We start from the raw sequence: 25,623 nt of genomic DNA, 5'->3' as shown, positions 1-25,623 counted from the left end.
AACAAACATCACACACAATATGGCTTTCAAATTAGATGCTAAGATTCCCGCCGGCGACCTGGCCAGCAAATGGAGCAACCACAAGACGGCGATCAAGGTCGTAAGCCCTGCCAACAAGCGCAAACTCGACGTCATCATCGTCGGAACAGGTCTCGGAGGCGCCTCCGCAGCCGCTTCGCTCGGTGAACTGGGCTACAACGTCAAGGTTTTCTGCATCCAGGATTCGCCCCGCCGCGCCCACTCGATCGCCGCGCAGGGCGGTATCAACGCGGCGAAGAACTACCAGAACGACAACGACTCGGTCTACCGGCTCTTCTACGACACGATCAAGGGCGGCGACTACCGCGCCCGCGAGGCCAACGTCTACCGGCTGGCCGAGGTCGCCAACCTCATCATCGACCAGTGCGTCGGTCAGGGCGTGCCTTTCGCCCGCGAATACGGCGGCCTCCTGGCCAACCGTTCGTTCGGCGGCGCGCAGGTGTCGCGTACGTTCTATGCCCGCGGTCAGACCGGTCAGCAGCTCCTGCTGGGCGCCTATGCCGCTTTGAACAAGGAGATCGCCGCCGGCTCGGTCAAATGCTACCCCCGCCACGAGATGCTCGACGTGGTGGTCGAGGAGGGCGAGGCCCGCGGCATCATCGCCCGCAACCTCGTCACGGGCCAGATCGAGCGCTTCGGCGCCCACGCCGTGGTGATCGCCACGGGCGGCTACGGCAACGTCTTCTTCCTCTCGACCAACGCCATGGCTTCGAACGGCTCGGCCGCGTTCCAGTGCTACCGCAAGGGCGCCGGCTTCGCCAACCCCTGCTTCACGCAGATCCACCCCACGTGCATTCCCGTCCACGGCGACCAGCAGTCGAAACTGACGCTCATGTCCGAGTCGCTGCGCAACGACGGCCGCATCTGGGTTCCCAAGAAGATCGAAGACGTCCAGGCCATCCGCGCCGGCAAACTCCGTCCCTCGCAAATCGCCGAGGAGGACCGCGACTACTACCTCGAGCGCCGCTACCCGGCATTCGGCAACCTCGTGCCGCGCGACGTGGCTTCGCGCGCCGCCAAGGAGCGCTGCGACGCCGGTTACGGCGTCAACGAGACGGGTCTTGCGGTCTACCTCGATTTCAAGACCGCCATCGCGCGTCTGGGCAAGGAGGTGATCCGCCAGCGCTACGGCAACCTCTTCGACATGTACGAGGAGATCACCGACGTCAGCCCCTACGAGGAGCCGATGCAGATTTTCCCGGCCGTACACTACACGATGGGCGGCATCTGGGTCGACTACAACCTGATGACCACCATTCCCGGTCTGTACGCCATCGGCGAGGCCAACTTCTCCGACCACGGCGCCAACCGCCTCGGCGCTTCGGCCCTGATGCAGGGCCTGGCGGACGGCTATTTCGTGCTGCCCTACACCATCGGCGATTACCTCGCGCGCAAGATTCAGGCCCCGAAAGTCAAGACCGACACCCCGGCATTCGCCGAAGCCGAGAAAGAGGTCCGCGCCAAGATCGAGAAGCTCCTCTCGATCCAGGGCAAGCAGTCGGTGGACGACATCCACAAGAAGCTGGGCCACATCATGTGGGAGAACGTGGGCATGGCCCGCTCGAAAGAGTCGCTCGAAAAGGCGATCGTCGAGATTCAGGCGCTCCGCAAAGAGTTCTGGCGCGACGTGAAAGTAGTCGGCCGCGAGGACGATTTCAACGTCGAACTGGAAAAGGCGCTGCGTCTGGCCGATTTCCTGGAACTGGGCGAGCTGATGGCCCGCGACGCCTTGAACCGCGAGGAGTCGTGCGGCGGCCATTTCCGCGTCGAGCACCAGACCGAGGAGGGCGAAGCCAAACGCGACGACGAGCAGTTCGTCTACGCTGCCGTCTGGGAGTACAAGGGCGAGAACGAGGCTCCGGAGCTGACGAAAGAGCCGCTCGATTTCGAGTTCGTACACCCCGCGCAGCGCAACTACAAGGACTAAGCAATCTGACGATCAACCCTTTAATTACCATTTGGAATTATGAATTTCACGTTAAAGATATGGCGTCAGAAAGACGCTAAATCCCAGGGCGCTTTCGAGACCTACCGCGTCGAGAACATCTCGGCCGACACCTCGTTCCTCGAAATGCTCGACATCCTGAACAACAACCTCATCCACGAGGGCAAGGAGCCCGTGGCTTTCGACCACGACTGCCGCGAGGGCATCTGCGGCATGTGCTCGCTGCACATCGACGGCCTGGCACACGGTCCGGGCAAGGGCGCCACGACCTGCCAGATCTATATGCGCAAATTCCGCGACGGCGCCACGATCACCATCGAACCGTGGCGCTCGGAGGCGTTCCCCGTCATCAAGGACCTTGTGGTCAACCGCACGGCCTATGACCAGATCATGCAGGCCGGAGGTTTCATCTCCGTGCGCACCAACTCGGTGCCCGACGCCAACGCCATTCCGATCTCCCAGGCCGACGCCGAGGAGTCGATGGACGCCGCCGCCTGCATCGGCTGCGGCGCCTGCGCCGCCACGTGCAAGAACGGCTCGGCCATGCTCTTCGTCGCCGCCCGCGTCTCGTCGCTGGCCAAGCTGCCGCAGGGCCGCGTCGAGGGGGCCCGCCGCGCCAAGGCGATGGTCGCCAAGATGGACGAGCTGGGCTTCGGCAACTGCACCAACACGGGCGCCTGCCAGGCCGAATGCCCCAAACAGATCTCCATCGCGCATATCGCACGCCTGAACCGCGAATTCCTCTCGGCCAAGTTCGAGGACTAACGCCGCCGGAATGCATCGGTAATGAAAAGCCTGCTCTACATCGAGCAGGCTTTTTCGAACGAAACGCGCGACATGCGCCCCGCGCATCCGTACAGACAATCCCCCGACCCCTTTGAAAAGGGGTGGGCACACCTGAACCGCGAATTCCTCTCGGCCAAGTTCGAGGACTAAGCGACGGCGGAAGACGCTGAACCGAAAGAGCGGAAGCCATGGCTTCCGCTCTTTTTCGTTGCGCGCGACAGGCGTCCTGCGCATCTATTGAGACATCTTTCGTTGCGCGCATTCGCGCAACAGGGCCCTGTCATTCCGAACCGCAGGTAAGGAATCTTCCGCTGACCCGACCCGCAACCTCCCGCCCGAATTCGAACCGGGATAAGACAAGCCCCACCAAAAAGAGGCGGTGTGTGCGCACACACCGCACATTTCGGCTCTATTTCCGCGGCCGGATCGTCGAGAGCCGCGCCACCTGCCTCAGGTCGAACTTGCCGTAGATATTGACCACCACGGTCTCTTTCGCCCCGTAGGTAAGCATCAGCAACTCGGAATAAGCATTGAACTCCGCCTCGCGGAGGTAGAAACGGGTCGTCTGCCCCGCTTCGCTTCCGGCCAGCATCAGCTGGAATCCGTCCCCCGCAGCCAGTTTCTCGGCATCGGCAACGAACTGCCGGGCATCGCCGCCGTCCGCGGCCACAATGCGGATAAACTGTATGCCGTCGAGCAGCTGCGCCAGCCCCGCGTCGCCCTTTTCGGCGGCCTGGCGGCTCATCATGCGCATCATCTTGCGTTCGAGCTGCACGCTGGTGAACCCCTCGGCCGCCGTGTAGCGGTCGAAGAATTTACTGGCAGCGTCCTGCGCCCGCGCCAGAAAGGGGAGCGTCAGCAGCAAAATCAGAATCAATCGTTTCATGGCCGCACTTTTACAGGAACAGGCTCACTCCGAACGAAAGCGGACGGCAGACGGGTCCCTCGCCGCTTTTGAAAAGCGGGGTCACCCCGTAGCGGATGTATAATCCGACCCGGTGGTAGGCCACCGACGCGCCCAGACCGAACCGAAAGACGTTCACCCCCGAAAGTGCTTCGCGGACTTTCGGCCTTTTGTAGATCGCGTTGCTGCCGAGCGTGAAATCGCAATAGCCGATCAGCGCGATCCGCAGCCGCCGAACCGGCTCGACGGTGAACTGCAACGGAAATCCCAGCGAGGTGATGCGGAGTTTCGACTTGTCGGCCCGCTCGTCCAGCACCACGGGGACGATCATCCCCTCGTGGCGGGCAAGCGTGACCGACGCATCCGTGAGCCGGTAGTTGTCGACCGTGTAGCGCAGACCCGTCGAGAATTCGAAATTCCGTTTGCGGCCCATCTCGACGGCCAGACCGATGGTCGTGAGGCTGAAATGGAACGAATTGCCGATGCGTGTGTCCAGAAATCCCTCCGATGCGGCCGGATAGGCGGCATAATCGAGCCCTGTCAGCGCATTGAATCCCAGTTCGAGACCGTTGCACAACAGTGCGCTCATCCGCGGGCGGATCTTCTTTCCGTTCCCGCCCGAAGCCTGCCCCAGCGTCAGGCCGAACCCGGCCACCTCCAGGATCACCTCGTCCCCGCCGGAACCCCGGCGCAGGGCCACCAGCTCCGAATCGACCGTCTCCAGCAGCGCCAGGCTGTCGACCGCCGAGCGGTCCACGGTGCGGATCGCAACCGAATCCTGCGGCCCGGCGGCAGCGGCGTGCATGAGCGAATCGACCGTGCGTGCCGACGCAAGCACGGTGAGCAACGAGAATAAAGCGGTAAAAATCAATCTCCTGTCCATAACTATTCGGTTTTGGTTGTTTCGATCAGTTCGTCGAGCAGCAGGCGAGGTTCATCCAGCGCCGCCAACTGCCCCAGATAGCGGGTCGTCTCGATGGCCGCCTCCCGGTCGTAGACCGCCACACCGTCGATATAGCAGTAGGGCTTGCGCAGCCACGCCGTGCAGAGGAACACTCCCGCGATCACCGCGGCCGCCGCAGCTACGCCCAAGAGCGGACGTACCATACGCAAGAACGCCATCCGCCGCATGCCGGCCACACGTACCGGCGGCATGGTCTCCCGGGCCAGCGCATCGAGCCCTTCGAAAAGCACCCCCAACTCGGCCGGCACCCGCGCGCCCCGGCGGACCCGGTCGCGCAGGTCACGCTCTTCGGCCTCCGTCGTCTGCCCCGCGAAATAGCGCTCGACGAAGTTCTCAATCCGCTCTTGTTCTGCATTCATCATCCATCATTTTTTTCAGTATCTCCCTAAGCGCTCCCCGGGCCCGCGAGAGGATCGTGCGCACCTGCGCCTCGCTGCACCCGATCATCGCCGCGATTTCGCCGGTCGGATACCCCTCGATCTCTTTCAGGTGGAGCACCTCCCGCTGCTTGTCGGGCAGCGACGCCATTGCCCGGCGTACCAGTTCGCGCGTCTCCCAACCCTCGGCATCGCCCGCTGCCGAACGCTCCGACCAGCTTGAGACGGCCTTCTTGCGCCGCTCTTCGGCCCGGCGCTGCCGCAACAGATCGTAACAGCGGTTGCGCACGGCCGTCATGACGAAAGCCTCCACGTTGCGGCACGATGCGAGCCTGCTCCGCTCCAGCCACAGCCGCTCCACCAGGTCGCAGACCGCATCCTCCGCTTCGGCCTGCGAAAGCACGAGGCTCCGCGCATAGCGGAACATGCGGTCGCGGAGCGGAAGCACGAGCGAGGTGAATCGGGACGCTTTCATTTTGACTGTAAGACGAAGCAAGGCTGCAAAACGCAACATACGGAGGGCGAAAGATCGTCAATTTTTCCAAAAATCCGTGCACTATAATAATAGGTATGAAAAAAAATCGCAAAAATTTAGTACTTTGTATTGCATACTACTAAAATTCGTATTATATTTGCAATACCAAAATAGTACATTTTCCATAACACCTCGACAAACATGAAAGAGACTGTACAGGTAAACATCGGCTCCGTCGCCTTCACCATCGACCGCGACGCCTGCGGCGTACTGAGACGGTACCTCGACGACATCGCCAGCCGGCTGCCCGCGGACGACACGGAGACGCTGGGCGACATCGAGCGCCGCATCGCCGAGATGCTGCGCGAACGGGTCTCATCGCCCATGCGGGTCGTTTCGCTCGATATGGTACACAGCGCCATGATGCGGATGGGCGTACCTGCGGATTTCGGCACCCGGCGGGGCGACGCCCGGCCGCAGCAAGAGGAGCCGTCGCGCAGACTCTACCGCTCGCGCACCGATCGTTCGATCGCCGGTGTCTGCGGCGGTCTGGCCGAATTTTTCGGTTCCGACCCCACCCTGCTGCGGCTGCTGACGTTGCTGCTGATCCTCTTCGGCGGCCTCTCGATCTGGGTCTACATCGTTCTCTGGATCATCGTTCCCGAGGCGCCGGCCCCGAAATTCAACCTCAAAAACGACAAACACAGATAACAACATGGCTACGAACGACAACAAACGACTCTACCGCACGCGCGACGGCATCCTGGCGGGCGTCTGCGGCGGCCTGGCGGAATTCTTCGGACTCGACGTCTCGCTGGTCCGGATCGCCACGCTGGTACTGATTCTCTTCGGCGGCCTCTCGCTCTGGGCCTACATCATCCTCTGGCTGATCGTCCCCAAGGCGCCCCGCCGGTTAACCGAATAACACGATGGCTGAAGACAACGTAAAAGCGCAGATGCGCAAAGGCATTCTGGAGTACTGCATCCTCGCCATTCTTTCGCGCGAAGATTCCTATGCTCCGAAGATCATCGCCGAGCTCAAAGCGGCCGAGATGATCGTCGTCGAGGGTACGCTCTACCCGATCCTCACCCGGCAGAAGAACGCAGGGCTTCTGACCTACCGCTGGGAAGAGTCCCCGCAGGGACCGCCCCGCAAGTACTACTCGCTCACCCACACGGGCCGCGAATACCTCCGTTCGCTCGACCAGGCGTGGGACGAACTGGTCGGTCAGATTCAACTCATCCGTCACGGAAAAACAGAAAATTAACCCCTAACACTTTTAAGTTATGAAAAACGTATTGATAGCCATCGCAGCCGTGGCGGTCCTCGCAGGCGCAGGATGCCTCTACTCGGTAGCAGGCAATTTCCTGAACGGAAAACAGATCAAAGGCAGCGGAAACCTGGTGACAAAAAGCATCCCCGCCCCCGATTTCGACGCCATCCACGCTTCGCGCGGGGTGAAAGTCGTCGTCTCGGACCAGACCGAAAGGATCGGTATCGAAGCCGACGACAACCTGATCGACCTGGTGGTCGTCGAAGCCCGGAAAGGGAACCTCGTCGTAACGATCGACAACCAGAAAGCCCGGAGCATCGCCAACCAGCACATCACCGTCACTGTTCCGGCCAACGGCAAGATCCGTTCGCTCGACGCCTCGAGCGCCGCGAAGATCGTAGCGCAGACGCCGCTCAAGGCCGACAAGTTCGCAATCGAAACCTCGAGCGCCGCTGCCGTCGAGGCCTCCGTCGAAGCCACCAGCTGTTCGATGGAAGCGTCGAGCGCCTCCCGCATCGCGGCCACCGTCACGGCCACCTCCTGCTCGCTGGAGAGCTCCAGCGCCGCGAAAATAAAGGCTGCGGTCACCGCCAGCATCTGCTCGGTCGACCAGTCCAGCGCCTCGAATATCGACCTGAGCGGCTCGGCCCAGAGCTTGAAAGCCGATCTGAGCTCCGCCGCGAAGCTCGATGCGGCCGAATTTACGGCCGTCAACGCCAGCGTCGACACGTCGAGCGCCGCCGCCGTCAGGCTGGATTGCAGCGGCGAACTGAAAGCCTCGGCCTCGAGCGGCTCCTCGATCCGCTACTCGGGCGACTGCCGCGTCACGGCGAACAAGTCGAGCGGCGGCAGCATCAAAAAGGATTAACCCGAGCCGCGAAACGATGAACGAAATCAAAAAATGCAGCATTTCGGGGGTGGCGTTCACGCTGGACACCGATGCGTATGCAACCCTCGAAGCCTACCTGGAAAGTCTCAAAAAGACCTACCGGGAGACCCCCGGCGGCGCCGAGATCGTCGCCGACATCGAGGCCCGCATCGCCGAACTCATTCTCACGACGCAGGACAACGCCCGCGTGGTCGAGAAGCCGCTCATCGACCACATCATCGCCCAGATGGGCAGCGTCGAGGACATATCGGAAAGCACCGACAGCGACCTCAGAAGCGCCTCGCCCCGCATTCCGCGCCGCCTCTACCGCGACCTGGAGAACGCCAAGCTGGGCGGCGTCTGCGCCGGCATCGGCCGCTATTTCGAGGTCGATCCGGTCTGGATACGGCTGGCCATGTTTCTGCCGATTGTCCTGACGTGTCTGGGCTGGCTTCCTTTCCTCTACTGGGCGCCCGCCATGATGGGCAACCTGTTCGGCATCTTCGTGATCTGCTACCTGATCATGTGGTTCGCCGTGCCCGCGGCCCGTACCGCGCGGCAGAAACTCGAAATGAACGGCGAGCGCATCACCGAGCAGTCGATCCGCGACACGACCGCTGCGGCGGCAGCCTCCCCTGCGGCCGCTTCCGCCCCCGACGACCGGGCCAGGCCCATCGTCGCCGAGGCCGTATCGGCCGTGGGAAAGGTGGTGCTGATCGTGATGAAGATCGTGGCGGGTCTCTTGGTCTTCGGACTTATCATGGCAGCCTGCGCCCTGATTATCGGGCTCTTCGCCCTGATCGTCGGGGGCGAGGGATTCCTGCCCGACATCTTCGGCAATACGGTGTCGATCTGGCTCGCCAGCCTGGGCATCGTGGTGGCGCTGATCCCCGTGATCCTGTTGATCTACGTGCTGATGTGCCTGATCGCCTCGCGCAAGCCGGGCGGCAAGACCGTGCTGGCCATCTTCCTCGTGTGGCTGGCCTCGATCATCGCCTGCTCGGTCGTCGCCATCCGCGAGAACACGGGCGACAAGTTCCGCAGCAAACGGGCCGTCGTCGAGCAGCTGCTCGAAAGCCAGGTCGTGATCGACGGCGACACGACCACGCTGAACCGCGTACTGGAGCAGCACGACGACGAAAGCATCATCCAGGAGGGGCGCAAGATACTCCACATAAGCGTTCCGTCCAGAAACGTGGAGGTCATCGTCAACAAGGAGCGGGGCGAGATGCAGCTGGTCACTCCCGACAAGAAACTCACCGTACGAGCCGACGGCGAACGCAGCGAAATCGCGTTCGGGCTTCGTCAGGCGGACACGGTTGGCCGTTAAACACGCATTCACAGTTGCGGGAGCGGACTCTTCGGGGTCCGCTTCGCTGTTTGGAACCCGATTTGCGACTTTGGGTCCGCCCGCCCGGGGCGGATTCGAGGGCACACGATTTTTTATTGTTGAATTGTTTTCGTACCTTTGGGCGGTTTTGTTTTCTCAAACAAATGTGAGTATGGCAGCAATCAAGTGCATCGGCATTCTGACCTCCGGAGGCGACGCCCCCGGCATGAATGCCGCAATCCGTGCGGTCACCCGCAGCGCAATCTATAACGGCTTTGCCGTCAAGGGCATCATGCGCGGTTTCAAGGGCCTGGTGTTCAACGAGATCGTCGAGTTCAAATCGCAGAGCGTGAGCAACATCATCCAGCTGGGCGGCACCATCCTCAAGACGGCCCGCTGCAAGGAGTTCACCACCGCCGAGGGGCGCCGGACGGCTTACGAGAACATGTCGGCTGCGGGTATCGACGCCCTGGTGGTCATCGGCGGCGACGGCTCGCTTACGGGTGCGGGCATCTTCGCCCAGGAGTACAACGTCCCGATCGTGGGGCTTCCGGGCACCATCGACAACGACCTGGGCGGCACCGACTCCACGATCGGTTTCGACACGGCGCTGAACACCATCATGGACGCGGTGGACAAACTGCGCGACACGGCCTCGAGCCACGAGCGGCTCTTCTTCGTCGAGGTAATGGGCCACACGGCGGGCTACCTGGCGCTGAACAGCGCCCTGGCCACGGGCTCCGAGGCAGCGATCATCCCCGAGATGGACACTGAGGTGGACCAGCTGGCCGAACTGATCAACCACGGATTCCGCAAGAGCAAGAACTCGGCGATCGTCATCGTGGCCGAGAATCCCAATACGGGAGGCGCCACGGCGCTGGCCCAACGCGTCAAGGAGGAGTTTCCGCAGTACGACGCCCGCGTGACGATCCTGGGCCACATCCAGCGCGGCGGTTCGCCCACGGCCGTGGACCGCATCCTGGCCTCGCGCATGGGCGAGGCGGCCATCGAGGCCATCCTCGACGGCCAGCGCAACGTGATGATCGGCACCGAGAACGGCAAGATCGTCTACGTCCCCTTTGCCAAGGCCGTAAAACACAACAAGGGCATCGACCGCAACGACCTCGAGCTGGTGAAAATCCTCTCGATATAACGAATCCAGACACACTAACCCGCAGCGTATGAAACGCGTCATCGGCATCGGCAATGCCCTCACGGACATGCTGGTCAACCTCAAAACCGACTCCGTGCTGGGGCGGTTCAAACTGGCCAAGGGCTCGATGAGCCTGGTGGACACCACCCTGCAAACCGAAATCTCGAAATCCGTGGCCGGACTGCCCTATTCGCTCTCGCTGGGCGGCTCGGCGGGCAATACCATCCGCGCCATGGCGCAGCTGGGCTGCCGCGTGGGATTCATCGGTAAGGTCGGACGCGACACCACGGGCGATTTCTTCGTGCAGGCGCTCGACAACCTCGGCGTCGAGCCCGTGATCTTCCGCGGCACGGAGCGCTCGGGAAAGTGCGTTTCGCTCATCTCGCCCGACGGCGAGCGCACGATGGTCACCCACCTCGGTGCGGCGCTCGAACTCTCGGCCGAAGAGATAGAACCGGCGATCTATGAGGGGTACGACTGCCTCTATGTCGAGGGGTATCTGGTCCAGAACCACTCCCTGATCGAAAAGGCGGCGCGCACGGCCAAGGAGTGCGGCCTGAAAGTGGCCATCGACCTGGCCAGCTTCAACATCGTGGCCGAGAACCTGGAGTTTCTGCGCTCGCTGGTCCGCAACCACGTCGACATCGTATTCGCCAACGAGGACGAAGCCAAGACGTTCACCTGCGAGGCGGAGCCGCTCAACGCCTTGCAGGCGATCTCGGAGATGGCCGAACTGGCCGTGGTGAAGATCGGCATCAAGGGGGCGCTCATCAAGCAGGGCGACGAGGTCGTCCACGTGGGCATCATGGCCGCCGCCAAGCGCGTGGACACCACGGGCGCCGGCGATTTCTACGCCGCGGGATTCCTCTCGGGGCTGTGCGACGGGCTCTCGCTCCGGCAGTGCGGCACCATCGGGGCCATCACGGCCGGCAAGGTGATCGAGGTGGTCGGCACGACATTCAGTCAGGAGGCCTGGGCCGACATACACCGGCTGGTCAGCAAAGTCAAGAACGAAAAATACCTCTTTTAAATTAAGAATTAAGAATTTGGTCATTCTGACCGGACGCTCGGAAATTTCCGATTAAATGATCGGGCTCGATCCGTTCCGTTCCAAAGTACGATAAAAAGAGAGCGTTCTGAATAACAGCAATGAATTCTTAATTCTCATTCTTAATTTTTAATTCTTAATTTTTAATTCTTAATTCTTAATCCCCCCCCCTCGAACAGCCCCCGGCTGATTTCGCGCCGCATCCTCACAAGCCACAGCGATTTGCGGGGAGGCATGGTCAGCGCGAGCAGCAGCGTGGCCACCCACTTGGCCAACTCCAGGATTCGGGTTTTCAGCATCCGATGGTGAATGTGTGCGCGCACACGCTGGCTCACGCCTACGTTGTAGCAGAGCCGCCGGAAATAGGCTTCGGTCAGTTTTTCGGGCGGGATGATGTGCCGCATCACGGCCCCGGGCACATACCAGATGGTCTGACCGCCCCGAAGCAGCCGCTCGAAAAAGTCGTTCTCCTCGCCGCCGATCAACTGGCGGCCTACGCGCCCGAGCGACGGGTCGAAGCAGCCATACTGCAACGCCACAGCGCGCCGGAACGCCATATTGCCCCCGCCGGGAACCCGTCCGCGGGGAAACGGACGCACCCGCAGGCCGAAATCCATCGGATTGGCGATCGGCATCTCGGTGTATTTCGAGAGCCATGCGGGACGACCCGAGACGTACTGGGCGATGATCGGTCCTCCGGCCACCGCGGTCTCGGGATGGGCATCGAAAAAGTCGGCATAGGCCGCGAGGAAATCCGCGTCGATCCGCTCGTCGTCGTCGATGCAGGCCACCACCGATGCGCGCGCCTCGGCGATCCCCCGGTTGCGGGCATACGAGACGCCCGCCTGCGGTTCGTACACCAGCCGCAGGTCGAAACCCGGATGCGCAGCCGCGAACCGGGCGAACCGCTGCTGCGTGTCGTCCGTCGAGCGGTTGTCCACCACCACGCACTCCCACGCAGCCGGCGGCAGCGTCTGCCGCACGACCGACTCCAGTGCCGCGATGAGCTGCGCCGAACGGTTGTGGGTGGGGATTACGAGCGAAATTCGAATCATCGTGCGAATGTAGCAATTTATCCGCAAATATTTGTATATTTGCCCAAAATGTAAAGCCATTACCACTATGCACAAAACCTTTCGCATCCTCACCGTACTGCTTGCGGCACTCTTCGTCTCGGTAGCGGCCACGGGGCAGACCGTCCGCTGGAAGAGTTCGGTCCAGCACCTCGAAGGCGACACCTACCGGGTCGTGCTCGAAGCCTCGATTCCGGCGCCCTACCACATGTACGACATGGGGCCCTACCAGGGCGGTCCGAACGCCACGACCATCACGTTCACCCCCGCACAGGGTCTTGCGCTCGATGGCGGCGTGGAGCAGCTTTCGAAGCCCAAACGCTATTTCGAAAAGATGTTCAACATGGAGATCGGCACGTTCTCGGGCACGGCGCGCTTCGCCCAGAAAGTGACGCTTACAGCCCCGCAGGCCACCCTGGAGGCCCAAATCGAGTGGATGATCTGCGACGACAAGAGTTGCATGCCTCCCGACGACACCTCCCTGACGATTACCGTCGGCGGAGATGCGACCGCCGCAGCGCCCGCTTCCGGAGAGCAGACCCCGGAGGCGGTTCCCGCAGCCCCGGCAGCCGTCAAACCGGCCGCACCCGCGCAGAAAGACGCCGCAGGCGGCGGCTCGTTGTGGGCCCTGATCATCGAAGCGATCCTCTGGGGCTTCGCTGCGCTGCTGACCCCCTGCGTCTTCCCGATGGTCCCGATGACCGTTTCGTTCTTCATGAAAGGCTCGGGCAGCCCCGCGATGGGCCGCTTCCGCGCCGGCATGTACGGCTTCTTCATCGTGGCCCTCTACACGCTTCCGATCGCCGCGATCATCCTCATCACCCGATTCGTAGGCGGCGACGCCGTGACGGCCGACATCTTCAACTGGCTGGCCACGCACTGGCTCCCGAACATTATTTTCTTCCTGGTTTTCATGATCTTCGCCGCTTCGTTCTTCGGTGCGTTCGAGATCACGATGCCCTCGTGGATGGTCAACAAAACCGACTCGAAAGCCGACTCCAAGGGGCTGGCCGGCATTTTCTTCATGGCCCTGACGCTCGTGCTCGTCTCGTTCTCCTGCACGGGACCGATCGTCGGCTCGGTGCTGATCAAGTCGACCTCGGGCGAGTTCTGGACCCCGATCATCACCATGCTCGCTTTCTCCATCGCGTTCGCCCTGCCTTTCACCCTCTTCGCATTCTTCCCCTCGGTGCTGAAGAAAATGCCCAAGAGCGGCGGCTGGCTCAACTCCGTCAAGGTCGTGCTCGGCTTCATCGAGGTCGCCCTCGGCTTCAAATTCCTCTCGGTCGCCGACCAGACCTACCACTGGGGACTGCTCGACCGCGAAATTTACCTGGCGATCTGGATCGTTACTTTCTCGCTGCTGGGTCTCTACCTGCTGGGCAAGATCCGCTTCGCGCACGACGACGAGAGGCCTCACCTGAACGTCGGCCGCCTGGCCCTCTCGATCATCGTCTTCACGTTCGTCGTCTACCTGCTCCCGGGCATGTGGGGCGCACCGCTCAAGGGGCTTTCGGGCTACCTGCCTCCGCTCACGTCGCAGGATTTCGTGCTCGGCCAGGGAGGCGGCTCGGTCACAACGGGACCTGCCGCACAAGGACTTACGACCGTCGAGGGACGGCGGCCCAAGCACAGCGATTTTCTCCACCTGCCCCACGGGCTCGAAGGCTTCTTCGATCTCAAGGAAGCCGAAGCGTATGCCGCACAGGTCAACAAGCCGCTGTTCATCGATTTCACGGGCCACGGCTGCGTCAACTGCCGCGAGATGGAGTCCCGCGTGTGGTCCGACCCCCAGGTGCTTCAGATCCTGCGCAACGACTACGTGATTGTGGCGCTCTACTCCGACGACAAGAAAGTGCTGCCCGAGAGCGAATGGGTGACCACCGAAAGCGGCAAGGTCCTCAAGAGCCTGGGCAAAATCAACTCCCACTACGCGCTGACCACCTACGGCGTCAATGCCCAGCCCTACTACGTCATCCAGGGCCGCGACGGCAAGACGCTCGTGCCTCCCCGCGGCTACGACCTCTCGGTCGAGGGGTTCATCGCGTTCCTCAAAAGCGGCGTGGCCGCCTACCGGGAGCAGCAGTAGCCCTGCGGCTGAAAGCAAAGCGGGTGCCCTTAACGGGGCACCCGCTTCTTGTTTGCCGGCAGAATTGCGTTTTTGGAATGCTTGCGCACAACCCTTTGCCAGGCAAGGTCGGCGCTGGAAGCGAGACTTGGTTGCGCATGGCTTCCGTTACGTCGAGACCTTTACGGCGAACAGACCTACGGACAGCCCTTAGGCTTAGTTGCGCTGGATTCCATGGCTGAGTGCCTGCTGTCGCGGAATAGTGTGCGGAACGGCTATTCCGGCATTTTGTCGCGCTCGCTGTCGTGCGTTTTGCCGTGTTCCGAGAAAGCATCGCGGACCTCTTTCTCCTTTTGCTCGCGCTCCTCGTGCGAGGGCGCCTGCCCCTCGCGGACCAGTTCGTCGACCTTGTGTTCGAAATCACGCTCGCAGGGCGTGCAGGTGGTGTCTTTGTTCTCGTTCATAGCTTCCGAATTTTACGTGTACCTCTCCACCCTGCAAATTATGCGCCGGGATGCACCGCCCTCAAAAGTCACTTTCGGCCGCGAATGAAATGAGACCGAACAGTCGCGTCCGGCCTCGTTATTCGTTTTTGGGATCGTAGGGCGCCTCCACATCCGAAGCCGACTGCCCGAGCGGATCGGACGCAGAAGCGTAGAGTGCCGTCCGTTTGCCGTGCAGTTCATCGATCAGTTCGGCCAGCTTCTGTACGAGCTCGGTGTTCGAACTGGCCAGTATCCTGTTCGTGGTTGTCAAATCGTGGTTCGATTCGGCCAGAATGCGGTTCGAGTCGGCGATCTTTTCGACCGCCGAAATGGCACGGATGATCGAGCGCTGGAATTCGTTTTCGAGTGGCAAACTCTGACCCTTATCCTCATTTTGCAGCATCCTGCCCTCGCCCGTTCGCAGCCATGCGGGGTTGAGCCGGTTGTCGATCTCCTGGAGTTTGAGGATGAAGCGCTCCGTCACACCGACTTTTCCCTCCATGATCTGCGAAAACGTCGACGGATTGTACCCCATCTTCTTGGCCAGTTCGGCCCGGGTCTTGACCACCGAGTTAAATATCAGCCAGTCGACAGCTTTCGAGATATACTGCAATTCGAATTTTTTATGCATCGTTTTTCAATTTCGGTTAAACAAGCAACTGATGCAAATGTAGTAAAATTTAACCAGAATATCCTTATTCGGTACGAACATGATTCATCCGGCAACAAAATTTGCATCTGCAAGCGGAGAACGAAACTCCCCCATGCAAAAAAAGATTGGGACTTTACCTCTTGGTAAGCCCCAACCTTTGGTAGCGGGAGGAGGACTCGAACCTCCGACCTTCGGGTTATGAGCCCGACGAGCTGCCAACTGCTCCATCCCGCGATATATCTTCAGATACTCGATCTATCGCTTTTGCGTGTGCAAAGATAATACAAAATTCCGAAAACGCCAAATAAAAATAGGCCTCTTTTCGGCTCCTGGCAGCTTACGGGTTGAATTACAACGGTATAAAGCGCGAAAATTTATTTCAACGCACCGGCTACCACCTCCGCCAGATCGCGCACCTCGCCCGTTGTACCGCGGCCGATGGCCTTCTTGCAAAGGGGGCAGGCCGTGACGATCACCTCGGCGCCCGTGGCCGCGAGCGACCCGGCCACCGTGCGGGCGATAGCGACCTGCTGCGAATCGGAAATGGCCGTATTGGCCACCGAGGAGCCGCAGCAGAGAGCGTTTTCGCGCGTCTCGGCCAGTTCGAGCAGTTCGCCAATGGCTTCGATCACCGCACGCGGCTCGTCGTAGATGCCGCTGCCGCGCCCCAGCTCGCAGGGGTCGTGGTAAGTGAAGCGCGTCGTGCCGTGCACGAGCTGGAGCCGCCCCGCACGAATCAGCCGCAGGATATACTCCGAATGGTGCAGCACCTCGATCCCCTCGAGCGCATAGTCCTCGCGGAAGACCTTGAGGCAGATCGGGCACGAGGTAACGAGCGTCGTGATACCGTGCTTAACGAACAGCTCGGTGTTGTAGCGCATCATCCGGTGCGCAGAGTCGGTCTCGCCCGCCAACTTCAACGGCCGTCCGCAGCAGACTCCGCCTTCGCGGTCGGCCCACCACACCTCCTCGCCCGCGGCGTCGAAAACCCGTTCCATCGCCTGCATCGTGCGAGGGGTCAACAGGGTCATGCAACCGGCGAAATAACCCACTTTACCCTGCCCCGTCGAGCGGTCGAGCCCCTTGAAATAGCCGTAGCGGCGTTCGTCGGGCACGTTGTGCATCCCGTCTCGGGCATTTATTCGCAAGGTATTCAGATCGATCCCGACCGGGCAGCGCTGGGCGCAGCGACCGCACAGGAGGCAGTTGTCGGCCACCTCGCGCGTGAGCATCCGGTAGCGGCGGTCGCGCAGGAAATAGACCGACTGAACGTCGTTCACGCCCAACACGCGCTGCAACTGGCAGGGGTCGATGCAGATGCCGCAGCGCGAGCAGGCTTCGATCTGGAAATGGTCGAACGAACTCTCCTTTTCCGTAGAGCGCAGGCGGTAGCGGCGCAGGAAGATCAGGGGTATCTCCGTGAAAATGTGCATGTAGCGCGAGAAAGGCAGCGCCACAAAGAAGATGCCCAGCACCGAGGAGTAGACCCACCAGGCGGCGCTTTCGAGATTCATCAGCGGGATGACTCCGATGTGGTCGGCCATCCAGCCGCCGAGCGATCCGGTCAGAAATCCCCCGCCGCCGTAGAGCGCCGCCGTTGCGCTTTCGGCCACCAGACGCGCCGGGAAGACGAACCAGAGGGCCGAGAGGGCGATCCGGTCGCCCACGACGTGCCGCGTCGTACGCCGCAGCCCCATCGCCCGCGAGTAGAAGCGCTTGCCCCACGCCAGCGCCACGCCCGAGAGGACGAAGAGCAGCAGGAGGTCCATGACGAATTCGAACACGGGTTTGTGCTCCAGGCCGGTCGAGAAATACTTGAAAAAGACGTGTCCCTGCAAGGGCACGTAGCGGAATCCGAGGTAGGCGACGGTCTCGATCCACCCCACGGCGATCAGCAGGAACCAGCCCAGCGCCAGCGACATGTGCATATACCCCAGTACGGGGTTGATGCGGAAGATGCGGCGGTGGAGCAGCGCTTCGCCGACCGTCTCCCCGACCGCCGACACGGTGGCGCGGGTCGGCAATCCGCGCAGGATGAGCAATTTGTCGGCACGGGGCAGGCGGTAGAGCCACAACCCCCACTTGCCCAGCAGCACGGCGAGCATCACCGCGGCGCCGACCATGAACGGAATACAGAATGGTGCGAAGAACGTCATGGTCAGAAATCTCCCAGTTTACGTTTGATGAGCATCACCACGCCGCGCGTATTGATCCCCCGCGGACAAACCAGCCGGCATTTGCCGCACAACATGCACTTGTTCATCTCCTCGTAGGCGCCCTGGTACTCGCCGCGGCGCACCAGCGTGTGGACCCGGCGGAAATTGAACTCCGTCAGGTTGCCCGCCGTGCAGACGGCCGTGCAGGCCCCGCAGCCGATGCAGGCCTGCAACTCGGGCATGTCGCGCAGAATTTCGTCACTCTTGCGCAGGTTGTTGCGGTCCATGTCGATGGCCCGCGGCTTGGAGATCGTGTAGCCGAAATTGATCGCTGCCATACGCTATGCTCCAACGTATTGCGCCGCGGCGTCGGCCGCTGCCGAGGCTTCGTTCAACGTTTCGCCGATATTCTTGGGTGCGGTCACCGCCCCGGCGTAGAATATGCCCTCCACATTGCTGCGGACATTGCCCAGAAACAGATCGCGCGGCGCGAAGAATCCGCTCGGGGAGCGCAGCAGCCCGGCCCCTTCGGCCAGCGCGGCGTTGTCGTCGTTCGCACGCATGCCCACCAGCAGGACGAGCATGTCGACGCTCATGCGCAAGGGGCGCCCGGTCAGCGTATCCTCGGCCTTGATCTGCACGCGGCCGTCGATGGTGGGGCTGGCCTCGGAGATGCGCCCGCGGACGAAATGGATGTTGCATGTCTGCTGCGCCTCGCGGTACATCTCCTCGTAACCGGGCCCGAACATGCGGATGTCCATGTAGAAATTGAAGACGTCGGCTTCGGGGAAGAGGCGCTTGAGCTCCATGGCCTGCTTGACGCCCGTGATGCAGCACACCTTGGAGCAGTGCTGCTGGCATACCTTTTCGTCGCGCGAACCCACGCAGTGCAGAAAGGCGATGCGCCGGGGCCGCGAACCGTCGGCCTTGGCCACGCGCCCCTCGTTGAGCATGCGCTCGATGTCGGCCGAGGTGAAGACGTTGTCGTAGATGCCGTAGCCGTACTCCTCCTTGATGGAGGCGTCGAAGAGCGTGAAACCCGCAGCCACGACCACGGCGTCGCACGGCAGAAGCTGTCCGTCGGCGAGCAACACGCCGCCCGCGGTGAATCCGCGGACCTCGGCCGAGGTCCTGACCTCGATCTGCTGCTCCTTGACGCGCCGCCGCAGCTCGGTCAGCACCTCCGCGGCCGGGGTGAACGAGGGAAACAGCACGTGCCAGCCGCGCAGTTTGCCGCCCAATTCGGGCTCCTTTTCGACGATGAGCGGCTCCACCCCCTGCTCCCGCAGGCGCAGGGCGGCCTGCATGCCCGCCACACCGCCGCCTATGACGATTACACGTTTCTTCATTACTCTCTGATGTCGTATATGGTATCCGTCGGGCAGCAGTTGACCACCGCCGACGCCGGTTTTCCGATGTATTTGCCGTTGCGCCCCAGGTATTTGGCTGCCGGGTCGTATTCGACGCCCATCTTGTCCAGGAGGGGTTCGACGTCGACCTGGTGCATCTGCATTCCGAGCGCCCAGGGGTCGTAGCCCAGCACCAGCCCGGCCATCTCCTCGTAGGTCAGTACCGGAATGCCGTGGCCGTTTTCGCCGTAGGTCGTCCCCTCCATCTCGGCGATCGTATACTGCCACTTGTCGAGGAACATGGCGCAGCCCGGGCAGTTGGCCACGATGAAATCGGGCTTGTAGGGGGCCATGCTCTCGAGTTTCTTCTGCGAATTGGCGATCGAGTAGCCGCGGTTGGCCTGCACGAGGTAGTTGCGGAATCCGAAGCCGCAGCAGTGCCGCCGCTCGGGGTAGTCGACGCACTGGCCGCCCCACGCCTCGACCATGCCGGCCAGCACATAGGGAAATTCCGAGCCGCCGATGCCGGATTTGGGGAATATCTTGGCGTAGTGGCAGCCGATATGCTCGACCACGCGCAGCGGCTCGCCCGTCTGGGCGTTCACCAGCCGGTGACGGGCTCGCGCAGCGATCTCTTCGCGGAAATGGAACATGACGTCCGAGGTGTGGGCCAGGCTCGCAGGCTTTCGGAACTCGCGGCCCGTGGCTTTAAGAAGATTCTCGCGGGCTTTTTCCTCCGTTTCGGGGAACTCGTGCCATGTGGCCAGGATCTCGGAGTAGACACCGAACGAGGTGATGCAGGAGGTGACGAAATGCTCGTACCCCGCCTCGGTCATCAGCGCGAACTGCCGCGCCACGACGGTCATGATCGTCTCTAACGGCACGATGTCCGAATGGTAGCCGATGCCCGTGCACGAGGAGTGCATCGGATCGTCCAGCAGCTCCTTACCCAGGTCGTTGCGCAGAATATCGATGAAAGCCTTTTCGCTCCCGGGAAAGAAATTCTGGCGGATGCAGCTCCGCCCGTAGTAGTAGTGGTCGTCGGCGATCTGTTTCTGGTACTCCGTCCAACTCGATCGTTTCATCATCTCGGTTCAATAATAGTGTGCACTCTCCTACCCTCTCGGCCCCGCCGCCCGGGGCGTCGGCAAGCGACGCAGGCGGCCGGTACGGGGTTAATAGTGCTCGTTGCTGTTGTTTAAGAAGACGTCCATCATGTACTGCTGGTCGGCGCCCTCCCCGTAACCCAGTTCGCGTGCCTTTTCGTCGGAAAAGCGTTCGATCGTATCGAACATTTCGCGGCCGCCGCTCACCTCGAAGATGCGGTTGACCTCGGCGAGCGACTCCTCGTCCAGGCGGCGCAGCGCCCCGGCGCCGTGACGCATGTAGACGGGGGTGAACTGTCCGTAAATCTCGCGGTCGTTGTCGTAGATCCACTGCCAGACGGTGCCCTGCTCGGGGTGCAGCTCGGGTTTCACGAGCCGCGGGACGATGCAGTAGCCCGTGCGCAGGATGTTTTCGCCGATGATGCGTTTCAGGGCGAGCTGCTGGCGGCCTTTCTCGCTGTGGACGAAGAATCCCAGCTTCTGCGAGAGGGTCCTCAGCGCCTGGATGACGTAACCCGGGGTGTTGCCCCGCGGGCAGCGCGGGCGGCACGACATGCACTCGCCGCAGTACCAGATCACGTCGCTCTTCATCAGACTCTCGATGGCCTCGTCGTCGCGCATCTGCACGATCGAGACGATCTGCCGGGGATCGTAGTTGTAAAACTCCGCGGCGGGGCACACGGCCGTACAGACACCGCAGTTCATGCACGACTGAAGGCCCTCCTTCATGCGCACGTCCTCCATCAGCATATCGAAATATCGGGTCGTCATCTTTCCACTTTTTCCAGTGTCCCCCGCATCTCGCGCGACCGCAAAGCGGACGGGACGGACACGACGGACGACACAAAAAAACCTTTGCGAGGGCAAAGGTACGGATTCGGGACGAGCCCCGGGGTGGTATAAATACCTAAATTGAGCCCGCTCACAAATGCAGCATCCCTTTTACGGGAACATTTTTCCATTCCACCCTGAAATGAGTTGCATGGAAAAATAGTTTTTCTCAAATTTGCAGGGCAACAACCTCTTTTTCAGACAAGATGTTTGCATTTTCCGGGAATATCTCTATATTTGTAGAACATATTTACACGGAAAGTGTAGCTTATTCTCGAAAGTCGAACGTAGGAAATTCACTTTTAGCAGGGAATGGCGATCATCTTGCCGCGTCTTATCCTTATCTATGGGATACAGGCGTGGGGTTGTTGCTTATTTTATGCTAATGGTTTCCTACGACCTGACTTTCTAAAATAGGCGCATGGCCCCACGCTTTCTGTTTTCCCTTTGAACACGAACCGTTGCAAAGAGGGCCTGAGCGACACCCAAATCTTATTTCAAGATGAAAAAACTGCTGCTTTGCACGGTACTGGCCGTGTGCGCAACGTGTGCTGCAAGCGCACAGAAAAAAATCGCATTCGGCGTGCGCGCCGGCGTGAACATCAATTCCCTCAGCCGCACGGGCGACAAGGACTCCGGTATGGCCGATCCGAAGAGCCGTGCCGGCTTCCATGTCGGTGCGGTGATGGACTGGAATGTGGCGGGGAACTTCTACATTCAACCGGGGTTGTATTTCACTACGCGCGGTGCCAAAAGCGAAAATAGCACGAACGAGGATGGCTATCGGTACGAATACTCCGACAAGCTGAACATGAACTACCTCCAGCTCCCCGTCGTGGCCTCGTACCGCTTCCCGGTCAGCAAGGCCGTCAAGATCGACATCAACGTGGGTCCCTACGTGGCCGTCGGTCTGGGAGGCAAATACAAGATCGAGGAGACGGAGTTTTTCGAGGGCGAGACGGAGCGTTATTCCTACGAGTGCAAGATCTTCGACAAATCGACCGAAGAGGAGGACCGCGGCGATTTCAAGCGGTTCGATGCGGGGCTGCGCTTCGGTGCCGGGGTGAACATCCAGAAATTCTACGTGGGCCTGAGCTACGACCTGGGGCTGACGAACCTTGCCCGCACGGACGGGGATTCACACTGGGCAAAAGGCACCAAATACAAGAACGGGTCGTTCCAGGTGTCGGTGGGTTACAATTTCTGAACCGCCCCTGCCGTCTACGTGAAAAGTCCGAGCCGCAGCTCGGACTTTTCCATTATGTCAGCGCGCCACGGTCGCTACCGCCGCTCGTAGGTCTCGAACGCGAACGGCCAGGGATAGTCCCTCCCCGAGGGGAACGATTCGCTGCGAACCAGCCGCCAGGCCGATTCGTCCCATGCCGGAAAGCGCGTGTCGCCCTCGTAGGCGTGCATCACGCGCGTGAGGTAGAAGCGGTCGGCCAGCGGCAGCGCCTCGGCGTAGATCTGCGCCCCGCCGATGATGAAGACCTCCTCGTCGGACGGAAAGAGCGCCAGCGCCTTTTCGAGCGAGTGGACCACCTCGCAGCCCGGAAGCGCTATTTCCTGCCGCGTCACGACCACGTTGCGCCGGTTGGGCAGCGGCCGCCCGAGCGACTCGTAAGTTCGGCGCCCCATCACCACCGGATGGCCCGTGGTGAGGGCCTTGAAATGTTTGAGGTCCTCGGATATGTGCCACAGGAGGGCGTTCTTGTCGCCGATCACGCCGTTTTCAGCCACGGCCACGATAATACTTACCATAATTAAGAGTGAAAAATGAAGAATTAAAAATTATTCTGCACCTAAAACATGTATGATTTCCAACATACGATCAAACCCTCATTTTTAATTTTTAATTTTTAATTGTGCCGAAATGTCCTTTTAACGGTTGGTTAAAAGGACATTTCAGCACGAATCGCCGGCCAGGGATCGTACCCCTCGAGGGTGAAATCTTCGTACCGGAAATCGAACAGCGAACGGCGCTCGGGATCGAGGTGCATCCGGGGCAGGGGCCGCGGCTCGCGCGCGAGCTGCTCGGCGACCTGCTCCGCATGGTTCAGGTAGAGGTGCGCATCGCCCAGCGTGTGGATGAACTCGCCGGGTCGCAGACCGCACACCTGCGCCGTCATCAGCGTCAAGAGGGCATAGGAGGCGATGTTGAACGGCACGCCCAGAAACGTGTCGGCGCTGCGCTGGTAGAGCTGGCACGAGAGACGCCCTTCGGCCACATAGAACTGGAACAGCACGTGGCACGGCGGCAGCGCCATGTCGTCCACCTCCGCGACGTTCCAGGCCGAGACCACGATGCGGCGCGACTCGGGGTTGCGGCGGATCAGCTCAACGGCTCCGGCGATCTGGTCCACCGCTCCGCCGTCGGGCCGGGGCCACGAGCGCCACTGGTAGCCGTAGACGCGATTCAGGTCGCCGTAACGATACCCTGCAAGAGGCGACTCCTCCCCGGCCGAGGCCAAAAACTCCTCGCGGGACACGGGCGGCGCGCCCCGGCGCGCGCACAACTCGTTGTAGTAGCGCCAGGCGTCGTTGTCCCAGATATGGACGCCGTTGTCCACCAGGTATTGGATATTGGTATCGCCGCGGAGAAACCACAGCAGTTCGTGGATCACCCCCTTGAGAAAGACCCGCTTGGTCGTCAGCAGCGGAAAACCCGCCTCCAGATCGAAGCGCATCTGGTGGCCGAAGACGCTGCGCGTCCCGGTTCCGGTGCGGTCGCCGCGCACGACGCCCTCCTCCGTAATGCGGCGCAGCAGATCGAGGTACTGTTTCATCGGTCGAGCAGTTGGAGCGTGAGGTTTCCCGCGTCGTCCAGCACGGCACAGGAGGGGTTTTTCTCCCACCCTCCGAGGTTTACGACGTGCAGCCCCTGCTCGCGGTAGTCGCGGGCAAAGTGCATGTGGCCGAAGACGAAATGGTCGACGGCGTGCGTGCGGGCATATTCGCGGGCATAGCGGATCAGCGGCTCGGTGAGCGAGGCATCGAACCCGCCCGGCAGACCATTCCGGGCCGCTTCGAGGTCGGCGTCGTTGTGCTTCTTGCGCGAGCAGGAGCTCCACCAGTGGCCGAACCGCAGCGCCAGGTCGGGATGCAGGCCCCACGAAAAGAGCATGCGGAGCGTCCGCGAACGGAACACGGTATTGAGCAGACGCAGCATCGGCTGCCCCTGGATATTCATGTTGTCGCCGTGGGCGACGAAGACCCGCTGCCCGCCAAAGGTCAGCAGCCGGGGCGCAGTGTAAATCTCGACTCCGCATTCGCGGGCGAGGTAGTCCGTGACCCACATGTCGTGGTTTCCGGTGAAGAAGAGTACCCTTACGCCGCGGTCGGTCAGCTGGGCCAGCTTTCCCAGCGTGCGCACGAACCCCTTGGGCACGACCCGCCGGTATTCGAACCAGAAATCGAAAACGTCGCCTACGAGCACGATCGCCTCGGCGTCGCGCCCCACGCGGTCGAGCCATGCGACGAAGCGGCGCTCGTTCTCGCGGGCGAAAGCCTCGTCCCCGCCGCCCAGGTGTATGTCCGACGCGAAATAGATCATCGGCGGGTCAGCTCCGAAAGTTTTTCGTCGAGGCTCTTGCCGTAGATGTCCTTGGCCACGATCGTACCCTCCTTGTCGATCAGAAAGTTGGCCGGGAGTTTCTGCACGTTGTAGAGCCCCAGCGCCGACGAGGCGCGCCCGCGCAGGTCGCTGACCGAAATCCAGGGCAGCTGCTGCTCCTGCACGGCCGTGATCCAGAGCGGTTTGGACGAATCGATCGCCACCTGGTAGACCTCGAACGAGGGATCGGCTCCGGCGTATTTGCGGTAGAGCTCTTTCAATTCGGCGTTGAGCTGGTTGCTGGAGCCCAGTTCGGCCGACCAGAAATCCAGCAGAATGACCTTGCCCGCCAGCGACGAGAGACGGATCTTGCGGCCGTAAATATCCGTCAGGTCGAGGTCGGGATAGCCCGCCTCGGTGATCTGCGAGGTGAGGCTGATACGGGCGTCCATGCGGGCGATCTCGGCCCGCAGCGATTGCAGGTAGGGCGACTCGGGATAGCGCTCCGCCAGGGCCTCGGCCACGGTGCGGTAGTAGACCACATCGCTGTCGCCGTTGAAGAGGTGCGTATCGCCCGGCAGCCGCTGGTAGAGGGCGTAGACGGCCGCCAGCGACTCCTTGTGTTCGATGATGAAGCGCAGCTGCTCGCGGCGGATGCGGTAGTATTCGGCCGTGTACTCCTTGACCAGCGCCTTGCGCTCCTCCTCCGTGATTCCCTCGCGGGCGAACTGCATGGCGATGTTGTCCAGCCGCTGCGCGCCCTGCACGAACGACTGGTAGAACTGCCTCAGCAGCTCCGACTCTCCGGAGCCCTGGACGGTGTAGTTGCGCACGACGCTGCCCACCGAACCCACCGTCACGCGGTCGCCGCCGGCCAACAACAGCGGAATGCGCTCGCCGTTGTATACTATATTATATAAGGAGGGAGTTGCGGCCGCGCCCCGAATCTGGAAGCGGTACTGCCCCTCGGCATCCAGCACCGCGGAGTCGATGACGTTCTGCGCCAGCGGCGAGACCTGTTCGAGGTAGATATGTTTCGTATCGCCGCCGACGAACCGGCCCGAAATCTTCACTTTCGACGACTGGCAGCCGCAAAGGAGAGCGGCCGCAGTCAGCGAGACGAAAAGTGTCTGTTTGTTCATGTAGCTTCGTTTTCGCAGTTTGGAGTACAAATATAGCAATTTTCC

28 protein-coding genes and 1 tRNA gene are annotated in these 25,623 nt (G+C 61.4%); 12 read left to right on the top strand and 17 right to left on the bottom strand.

The features are described 5' to 3' along the window. Positions 1–19 precede the first annotated feature (19 nt). The 3 genes from ACMQ11_RS00215 to ACMQ11_RS00205 are packed head-to-tail and all read left to right on the top strand — an operon-like array spanning position 20 to position 2,920. Positions 20–1,966 (top strand): fumarate reductase/succinate dehydrogenase flavoprotein subunit, encoded by a 1,947-nt coding sequence (locus ACMQ11_RS00215; RefSeq protein ID WP_418990640.1) that lies wholly within the window; start codon positions 20–22, stop codon positions 1,964–1,966. Positions 1,967–2,005: 39 nt separating this feature from the next. Beyond that, the gene (locus ACMQ11_RS00210; protein WP_418990639.1) at positions 2,006–2,749 is read left to right on the top strand and encodes a succinate dehydrogenase/fumarate reductase iron-sulfur subunit; all 744 of its coding nucleotides are present in this window, start codon (positions 2,006–2,008) and stop codon (positions 2,747–2,749) included. A 21-nt stretch (positions 2,750–2,770) separates the two neighbouring features. Then, entirely contained in the window at positions 2,771–2,920 is a 150-nt protein-coding gene (locus ACMQ11_RS00205; protein ID WP_418990638.1) for a hypothetical protein, read from the top strand. Positions 2,921–3,179: 259 nt separating this feature from the next. Here ACMQ11_RS00205 and ACMQ11_RS00200 read toward each other — a convergent pair whose 3' ends face one another. From ACMQ11_RS00200 to ACMQ11_RS00185, 4 genes are read right to left on the bottom strand one after another with little or no spacing between them, the layout of a single operon-like run. Continuing rightward, on the bottom strand, positions 3,180–3,656 hold the full coding sequence (locus ACMQ11_RS00200; RefSeq protein ID WP_418990637.1) for a DUF4252 domain-containing protein: 477 nt from the start codon (positions 3,654–3,656) through the stop codon (positions 3,180–3,182). Between the two features lie 10 nt (positions 3,657–3,666). Continuing rightward, positions 3,667–4,557 carry a hypothetical protein gene (locus ACMQ11_RS00195; protein ID WP_418990636.1) on the bottom strand — a complete coding sequence of 297 codons (891 nt, stop codon included), beginning with the start codon at positions 4,555–4,557 and terminating at the stop codon, positions 3,667–3,669. A 2-nt stretch (positions 4,558–4,559) separates the two neighbouring features. Then, complete coding sequence (locus ACMQ11_RS00190; protein ID WP_418990635.1) at positions 4,560–4,997, bottom strand: hypothetical protein; 438 nt, start codon at positions 4,995–4,997, stop codon at positions 4,560–4,562. Beyond that, the gene (locus ACMQ11_RS00185; RefSeq protein ID WP_418990634.1) at positions 4,972–5,490 is read right to left on the bottom strand and encodes an RNA polymerase sigma factor; all 519 of its coding nucleotides are present in this window, start codon (positions 5,488–5,490) and stop codon (positions 4,972–4,974) included. The genes ACMQ11_RS00190 and ACMQ11_RS00185 overlap by 26 nt, the downstream gene beginning before the upstream one ends. A gap of 201 nt (positions 5,491–5,691) precedes the next feature. On the opposite strand from ACMQ11_RS00185, the gene ACMQ11_RS00180 reads away from it, so the two are divergent. The 7 genes from ACMQ11_RS00180 (at position 5,692) to ACMQ11_RS00150 (ending at position 11,145) form a co-directional block, all read left to right on the top strand. Beyond that, positions 5,692–6,201 carry a PspC domain-containing protein gene (locus ACMQ11_RS00180; RefSeq protein WP_418990633.1) on the top strand — a complete coding sequence of 170 codons (510 nt, stop codon included), beginning with the start codon at positions 5,692–5,694 and terminating at the stop codon, positions 6,199–6,201. Positions 6,202–6,205: 4 nt separating this feature from the next. Beyond that, positions 6,206–6,415: a PspC domain-containing protein gene (locus tag ACMQ11_RS00175; RefSeq protein ID WP_418990632.1), complete on the top strand. Its 210-nt coding sequence runs from the start codon at positions 6,206–6,208 to the stop codon at positions 6,413–6,415. Positions 6,416–6,419: 4 nt separating this feature from the next. After that, positions 6,420–6,758 carry a PadR family transcriptional regulator gene (locus ACMQ11_RS00170; RefSeq protein WP_418990631.1) on the top strand — a complete coding sequence of 113 codons (339 nt, stop codon included), beginning with the start codon at positions 6,420–6,422 and terminating at the stop codon, positions 6,756–6,758. A 19-nt stretch (positions 6,759–6,777) separates the two neighbouring features. Then, on the top strand, positions 6,778–7,632 hold the full coding sequence (locus ACMQ11_RS00165; protein WP_418990630.1) for a GIN domain-containing protein: 855 nt from the start codon (positions 6,778–6,780) through the stop codon (positions 7,630–7,632). Positions 7,633–7,648: 16 nt separating this feature from the next. Next, on the top strand, positions 7,649–8,962 hold the full coding sequence (locus ACMQ11_RS00160) for a PspC domain-containing protein (protein WP_418990629.1): 1,314 nt from the start codon (positions 7,649–7,651) through the stop codon (positions 8,960–8,962). A 172-nt stretch (positions 8,963–9,134) separates the two neighbouring features. Continuing rightward, a complete protein-coding gene (pfkA, locus tag ACMQ11_RS00155) occupies positions 9,135–10,115 on the top strand; it encodes a 6-phosphofructokinase (RefSeq protein ID WP_418990628.1) in 981 nt (326 codons plus the stop codon). Positions 10,116–10,143: 28 nt separating this feature from the next. Then, on the top strand, positions 10,144–11,145 hold the full coding sequence (locus ACMQ11_RS00150; protein WP_418990627.1) for an adenosine kinase: 1,002 nt from the start codon (positions 10,144–10,146) through the stop codon (positions 11,143–11,145). 161 nt (positions 11,146–11,306) lie between these two features. Here ACMQ11_RS00150 and ACMQ11_RS00145 read toward each other — a convergent pair whose 3' ends face one another. Next, positions 11,307–12,218, bottom strand: a complete 912-nt coding sequence (locus tag ACMQ11_RS00145; RefSeq protein ID WP_418990626.1) for a glycosyltransferase family 2 protein — start codon at positions 12,216–12,218, stop codon at positions 11,307–11,309. 67 nt (positions 12,219–12,285) lie between these two features. Here ACMQ11_RS00145 and ACMQ11_RS00140 point away from each other — a divergent pair, with 67 nt between their 5' ends. Next, entirely contained in the window at positions 12,286–14,325 is a 2,040-nt protein-coding gene (locus ACMQ11_RS00140) for a protein-disulfide reductase DsbD family protein (RefSeq protein ID WP_418990625.1), read from the top strand. Positions 14,326–14,579: 254 nt separating this feature from the next. On the opposite strand, the gene ACMQ11_RS00135 is transcribed toward ACMQ11_RS00140, so the two are convergent. From ACMQ11_RS00135 to ACMQ11_RS00100, 8 genes are all read right to left on the bottom strand, one after another. Beyond that, entirely contained in the window at positions 14,580–14,768 is a 189-nt protein-coding gene (locus ACMQ11_RS00135; RefSeq protein ID WP_418990624.1) for a hypothetical protein, read from the bottom strand. Between the two features lie 118 nt (positions 14,769–14,886). Further along, positions 14,887–15,420: a hypothetical protein gene (locus tag ACMQ11_RS00130; RefSeq protein ID WP_418990623.1), complete on the bottom strand. Its 534-nt coding sequence runs from the start codon at positions 15,418–15,420 to the stop codon at positions 14,887–14,889. Positions 15,421–15,599: 179 nt separating this feature from the next. Beyond that, positions 15,600–15,675 (bottom strand) — tRNA-Met (locus ACMQ11_RS00125). A gap of 140 nt (positions 15,676–15,815) precedes the next feature. Continuing rightward, a complete protein-coding gene (locus tag ACMQ11_RS00120; RefSeq protein ID WP_418990622.1) occupies positions 15,816–17,597 on the bottom strand; it encodes a (Fe-S)-binding protein in 1,782 nt (593 codons plus the stop codon). 2 nt (positions 17,598–17,599) lie between these two features. After that, positions 17,600–17,935 (bottom strand): 4Fe-4S dicluster domain-containing protein, encoded by a 336-nt coding sequence (locus ACMQ11_RS00115; RefSeq protein WP_418990621.1) that lies wholly within the window; start codon positions 17,933–17,935, stop codon positions 17,600–17,602. A 3-nt stretch (positions 17,936–17,938) separates the two neighbouring features. Beyond that, complete coding sequence (locus ACMQ11_RS00110) at positions 17,939–18,982, bottom strand: FAD-dependent oxidoreductase (RefSeq protein ID WP_418990694.1); 1,044 nt, start codon at positions 18,980–18,982, stop codon at positions 17,939–17,941. Next, positions 18,946–20,034, bottom strand: a complete 1,089-nt coding sequence (locus ACMQ11_RS00105; protein WP_418990620.1) for a heterodisulfide reductase-related iron-sulfur binding cluster — start codon at positions 20,032–20,034, stop codon at positions 18,946–18,948. The genes ACMQ11_RS00110 and ACMQ11_RS00105 overlap by 37 nt, the downstream gene beginning before the upstream one ends. Before the next feature lie 87 nt (positions 20,035–20,121). Further along, entirely contained in the window at positions 20,122–20,823 is a 702-nt protein-coding gene (locus ACMQ11_RS00100) for a 4Fe-4S dicluster domain-containing protein (protein WP_418990619.1), read from the bottom strand. Between the two features lie 562 nt (positions 20,824–21,385). Between ACMQ11_RS00100 and ACMQ11_RS00095 the strand changes: the two genes are divergently transcribed. Beyond that, entirely contained in the window at positions 21,386–22,090 is a 705-nt protein-coding gene (locus ACMQ11_RS00095; protein WP_418990618.1) for a porin family protein, read from the top strand. A gap of 74 nt (positions 22,091–22,164) precedes the next feature. On the opposite strand, the gene ACMQ11_RS00090 is transcribed toward ACMQ11_RS00095, so the two are convergent. The 4 genes from ACMQ11_RS00090 to ACMQ11_RS00075 form a co-directional block, all read right to left on the bottom strand. Continuing rightward, a complete protein-coding gene (locus tag ACMQ11_RS00090) occupies positions 22,165–22,644 on the bottom strand; it encodes a dihydrofolate reductase (protein ID WP_418990617.1) in 480 nt (159 codons plus the stop codon). Positions 22,645–22,775: 131 nt separating this feature from the next. Continuing rightward, the gene (gene thyA / locus ACMQ11_RS00085; protein ID WP_418990616.1) at positions 22,776–23,669 is read right to left on the bottom strand and encodes a thymidylate synthase; all 894 of its coding nucleotides are present in this window, start codon (positions 23,667–23,669) and stop codon (positions 22,776–22,778) included. Further along, positions 23,666–24,436: a UDP-2,3-diacylglucosamine diphosphatase gene (locus ACMQ11_RS00080; protein ID WP_418990615.1), complete on the bottom strand. Its 771-nt coding sequence runs from the start codon at positions 24,434–24,436 to the stop codon at positions 23,666–23,668. The genes thyA and ACMQ11_RS00080 overlap by 4 nt, the downstream gene beginning before the upstream one ends. After that, on the bottom strand, positions 24,433–25,578 hold the full coding sequence (locus ACMQ11_RS00075; protein ID WP_418990614.1) for a redoxin domain-containing protein: 1,146 nt from the start codon (positions 25,576–25,578) through the stop codon (positions 24,433–24,435). The genes ACMQ11_RS00080 and ACMQ11_RS00075 overlap by 4 nt, the downstream gene beginning before the upstream one ends. Positions 25,579–25,623 lie beyond the last annotated feature (45 nt).

This window comes from Alistipes sp., from assembly GCF_048465575.1.
In the GTDB taxonomy this organism is placed as follows: domain Bacteria; phylum Bacteroidota; class Bacteroidia; order Bacteroidales; family Rikenellaceae; genus Alistipes.
The sequence above is the reverse complement of the archived record's forward strand: the minus strand, read 5'-3'. Positions and strand labels throughout refer to the sequence as shown.

Coding starts and splice junctions, on each gene's coding strand:
- ACMQ11_RS00135 (WP_418990624.1), bottom strand. CDS start 14,768: ATGAACGAGAACAAAGACACCACCTGCACGCCCTGCGAGCGTGATTTC.
- ACMQ11_RS00205 (WP_418990638.1), top strand. CDS start 2,771: ATGAAAAGCCTGCTCTACATCGAGCAGGCTTTTTCGAACGAAACGCGC.
- pfkA (WP_418990628.1), top strand. CDS start 9,135: ATGGCAGCAATCAAGTGCATCGGCATTCTGACCTCCGGAGGCGACGCC.
- ACMQ11_RS00075 (WP_418990614.1), bottom strand. CDS start 25,578: ATGAACAAACAGACACTTTTCGTCTCGCTGACTGCGGCCGCTCTCCTT.
- ACMQ11_RS00195 (WP_418990636.1), bottom strand. CDS start 4,557: ATGGACAGGAGATTGATTTTTACCGCTTTATTCTCGTTGCTCACCGTG.
- ACMQ11_RS00185 (WP_418990634.1), bottom strand. CDS start 5,490: ATGAAAGCGTCCCGATTCACCTCGCTCGTGCTTCCGCTCCGCGACCGC.
- ACMQ11_RS00090 (WP_418990617.1), bottom strand. CDS start 22,644: ATGGTAAGTATTATCGTGGCCGTGGCTGAAAACGGCGTGATCGGCGAC.
- ACMQ11_RS00140 (WP_418990625.1), top strand. CDS start 12,286: ATGCACAAAACCTTTCGCATCCTCACCGTACTGCTTGCGGCACTCTTC.
- ACMQ11_RS00165 (WP_418990630.1), top strand. CDS start 6,778: ATGAAAAACGTATTGATAGCCATCGCAGCCGTGGCGGTCCTCGCAGGC.
- ACMQ11_RS00175 (WP_418990632.1), top strand. CDS start 6,206: ATGGCTACGAACGACAACAAACGACTCTACCGCACGCGCGACGGCATC.
- ACMQ11_RS00100 (WP_418990619.1), bottom strand. CDS start 20,823: ATGACGACCCGATATTTCGATATGCTGATGGAGGACGTGCGCATGAAG.
- ACMQ11_RS00170 (WP_418990631.1), top strand. CDS start 6,420: ATGGCTGAAGACAACGTAAAAGCGCAGATGCGCAAAGGCATTCTGGAG.
- ACMQ11_RS00150 (WP_418990627.1), top strand. CDS start 10,144: ATGAAACGCGTCATCGGCATCGGCAATGCCCTCACGGACATGCTGGTC.
- thyA (WP_418990616.1), bottom strand. CDS start 23,669: ATGAAACAGTACCTCGATCTGCTGCGCCGCATTACGGAGGAGGGCGTC.
- ACMQ11_RS00115 (WP_418990621.1), bottom strand. CDS start 17,935: ATGGCAGCGATCAATTTCGGCTACACGATCTCCAAGCCGCGGGCCATC.
- ACMQ11_RS00190 (WP_418990635.1), bottom strand. CDS start 4,997: ATGAATGCAGAACAAGAGCGGATTGAGAACTTCGTCGAGCGCTATTTC.
- ACMQ11_RS00210 (WP_418990639.1), top strand. CDS start 2,006: ATGAATTTCACGTTAAAGATATGGCGTCAGAAAGACGCTAAATCCCAG.
- ACMQ11_RS00200 (WP_418990637.1), bottom strand. CDS start 3,656: ATGAAACGATTGATTCTGATTTTGCTGCTGACGCTCCCCTTTCTGGCG.
- ACMQ11_RS00215 (WP_418990640.1), top strand. CDS start 20: ATGGCTTTCAAATTAGATGCTAAGATTCCCGCCGGCGACCTGGCCAGC.
- ACMQ11_RS00105 (WP_418990620.1), bottom strand. CDS start 20,034: ATGATGAAACGATCGAGTTGGACGGAGTACCAGAAACAGATCGCCGAC.
- ACMQ11_RS00095 (WP_418990618.1), top strand. CDS start 21,386: ATGAAAAAACTGCTGCTTTGCACGGTACTGGCCGTGTGCGCAACGTGT.
- ACMQ11_RS00180 (WP_418990633.1), top strand. CDS start 5,692: ATGAAAGAGACTGTACAGGTAAACATCGGCTCCGTCGCCTTCACCATC.
- ACMQ11_RS00130 (WP_418990623.1), bottom strand. CDS start 15,420: ATGCATAAAAAATTCGAATTGCAGTATATCTCGAAAGCTGTCGACTGG.
- ACMQ11_RS00120 (WP_418990622.1), bottom strand. CDS start 17,597: ATGACGTTCTTCGCACCATTCTGTATTCCGTTCATGGTCGGCGCCGCG.
- ACMQ11_RS00080 (WP_418990615.1), bottom strand. CDS start 24,436: ATGATCTATTTCGCGTCGGACATACACCTGGGCGGCGGGGACGAGGCT.
- ACMQ11_RS00160 (WP_418990629.1), top strand. CDS start 7,649: ATGAACGAAATCAAAAAATGCAGCATTTCGGGGGTGGCGTTCACGCTG.
- ACMQ11_RS00145 (WP_418990626.1), bottom strand. CDS start 12,218: ATGATTCGAATTTCGCTCGTAATCCCCACCCACAACCGTTCGGCGCAG.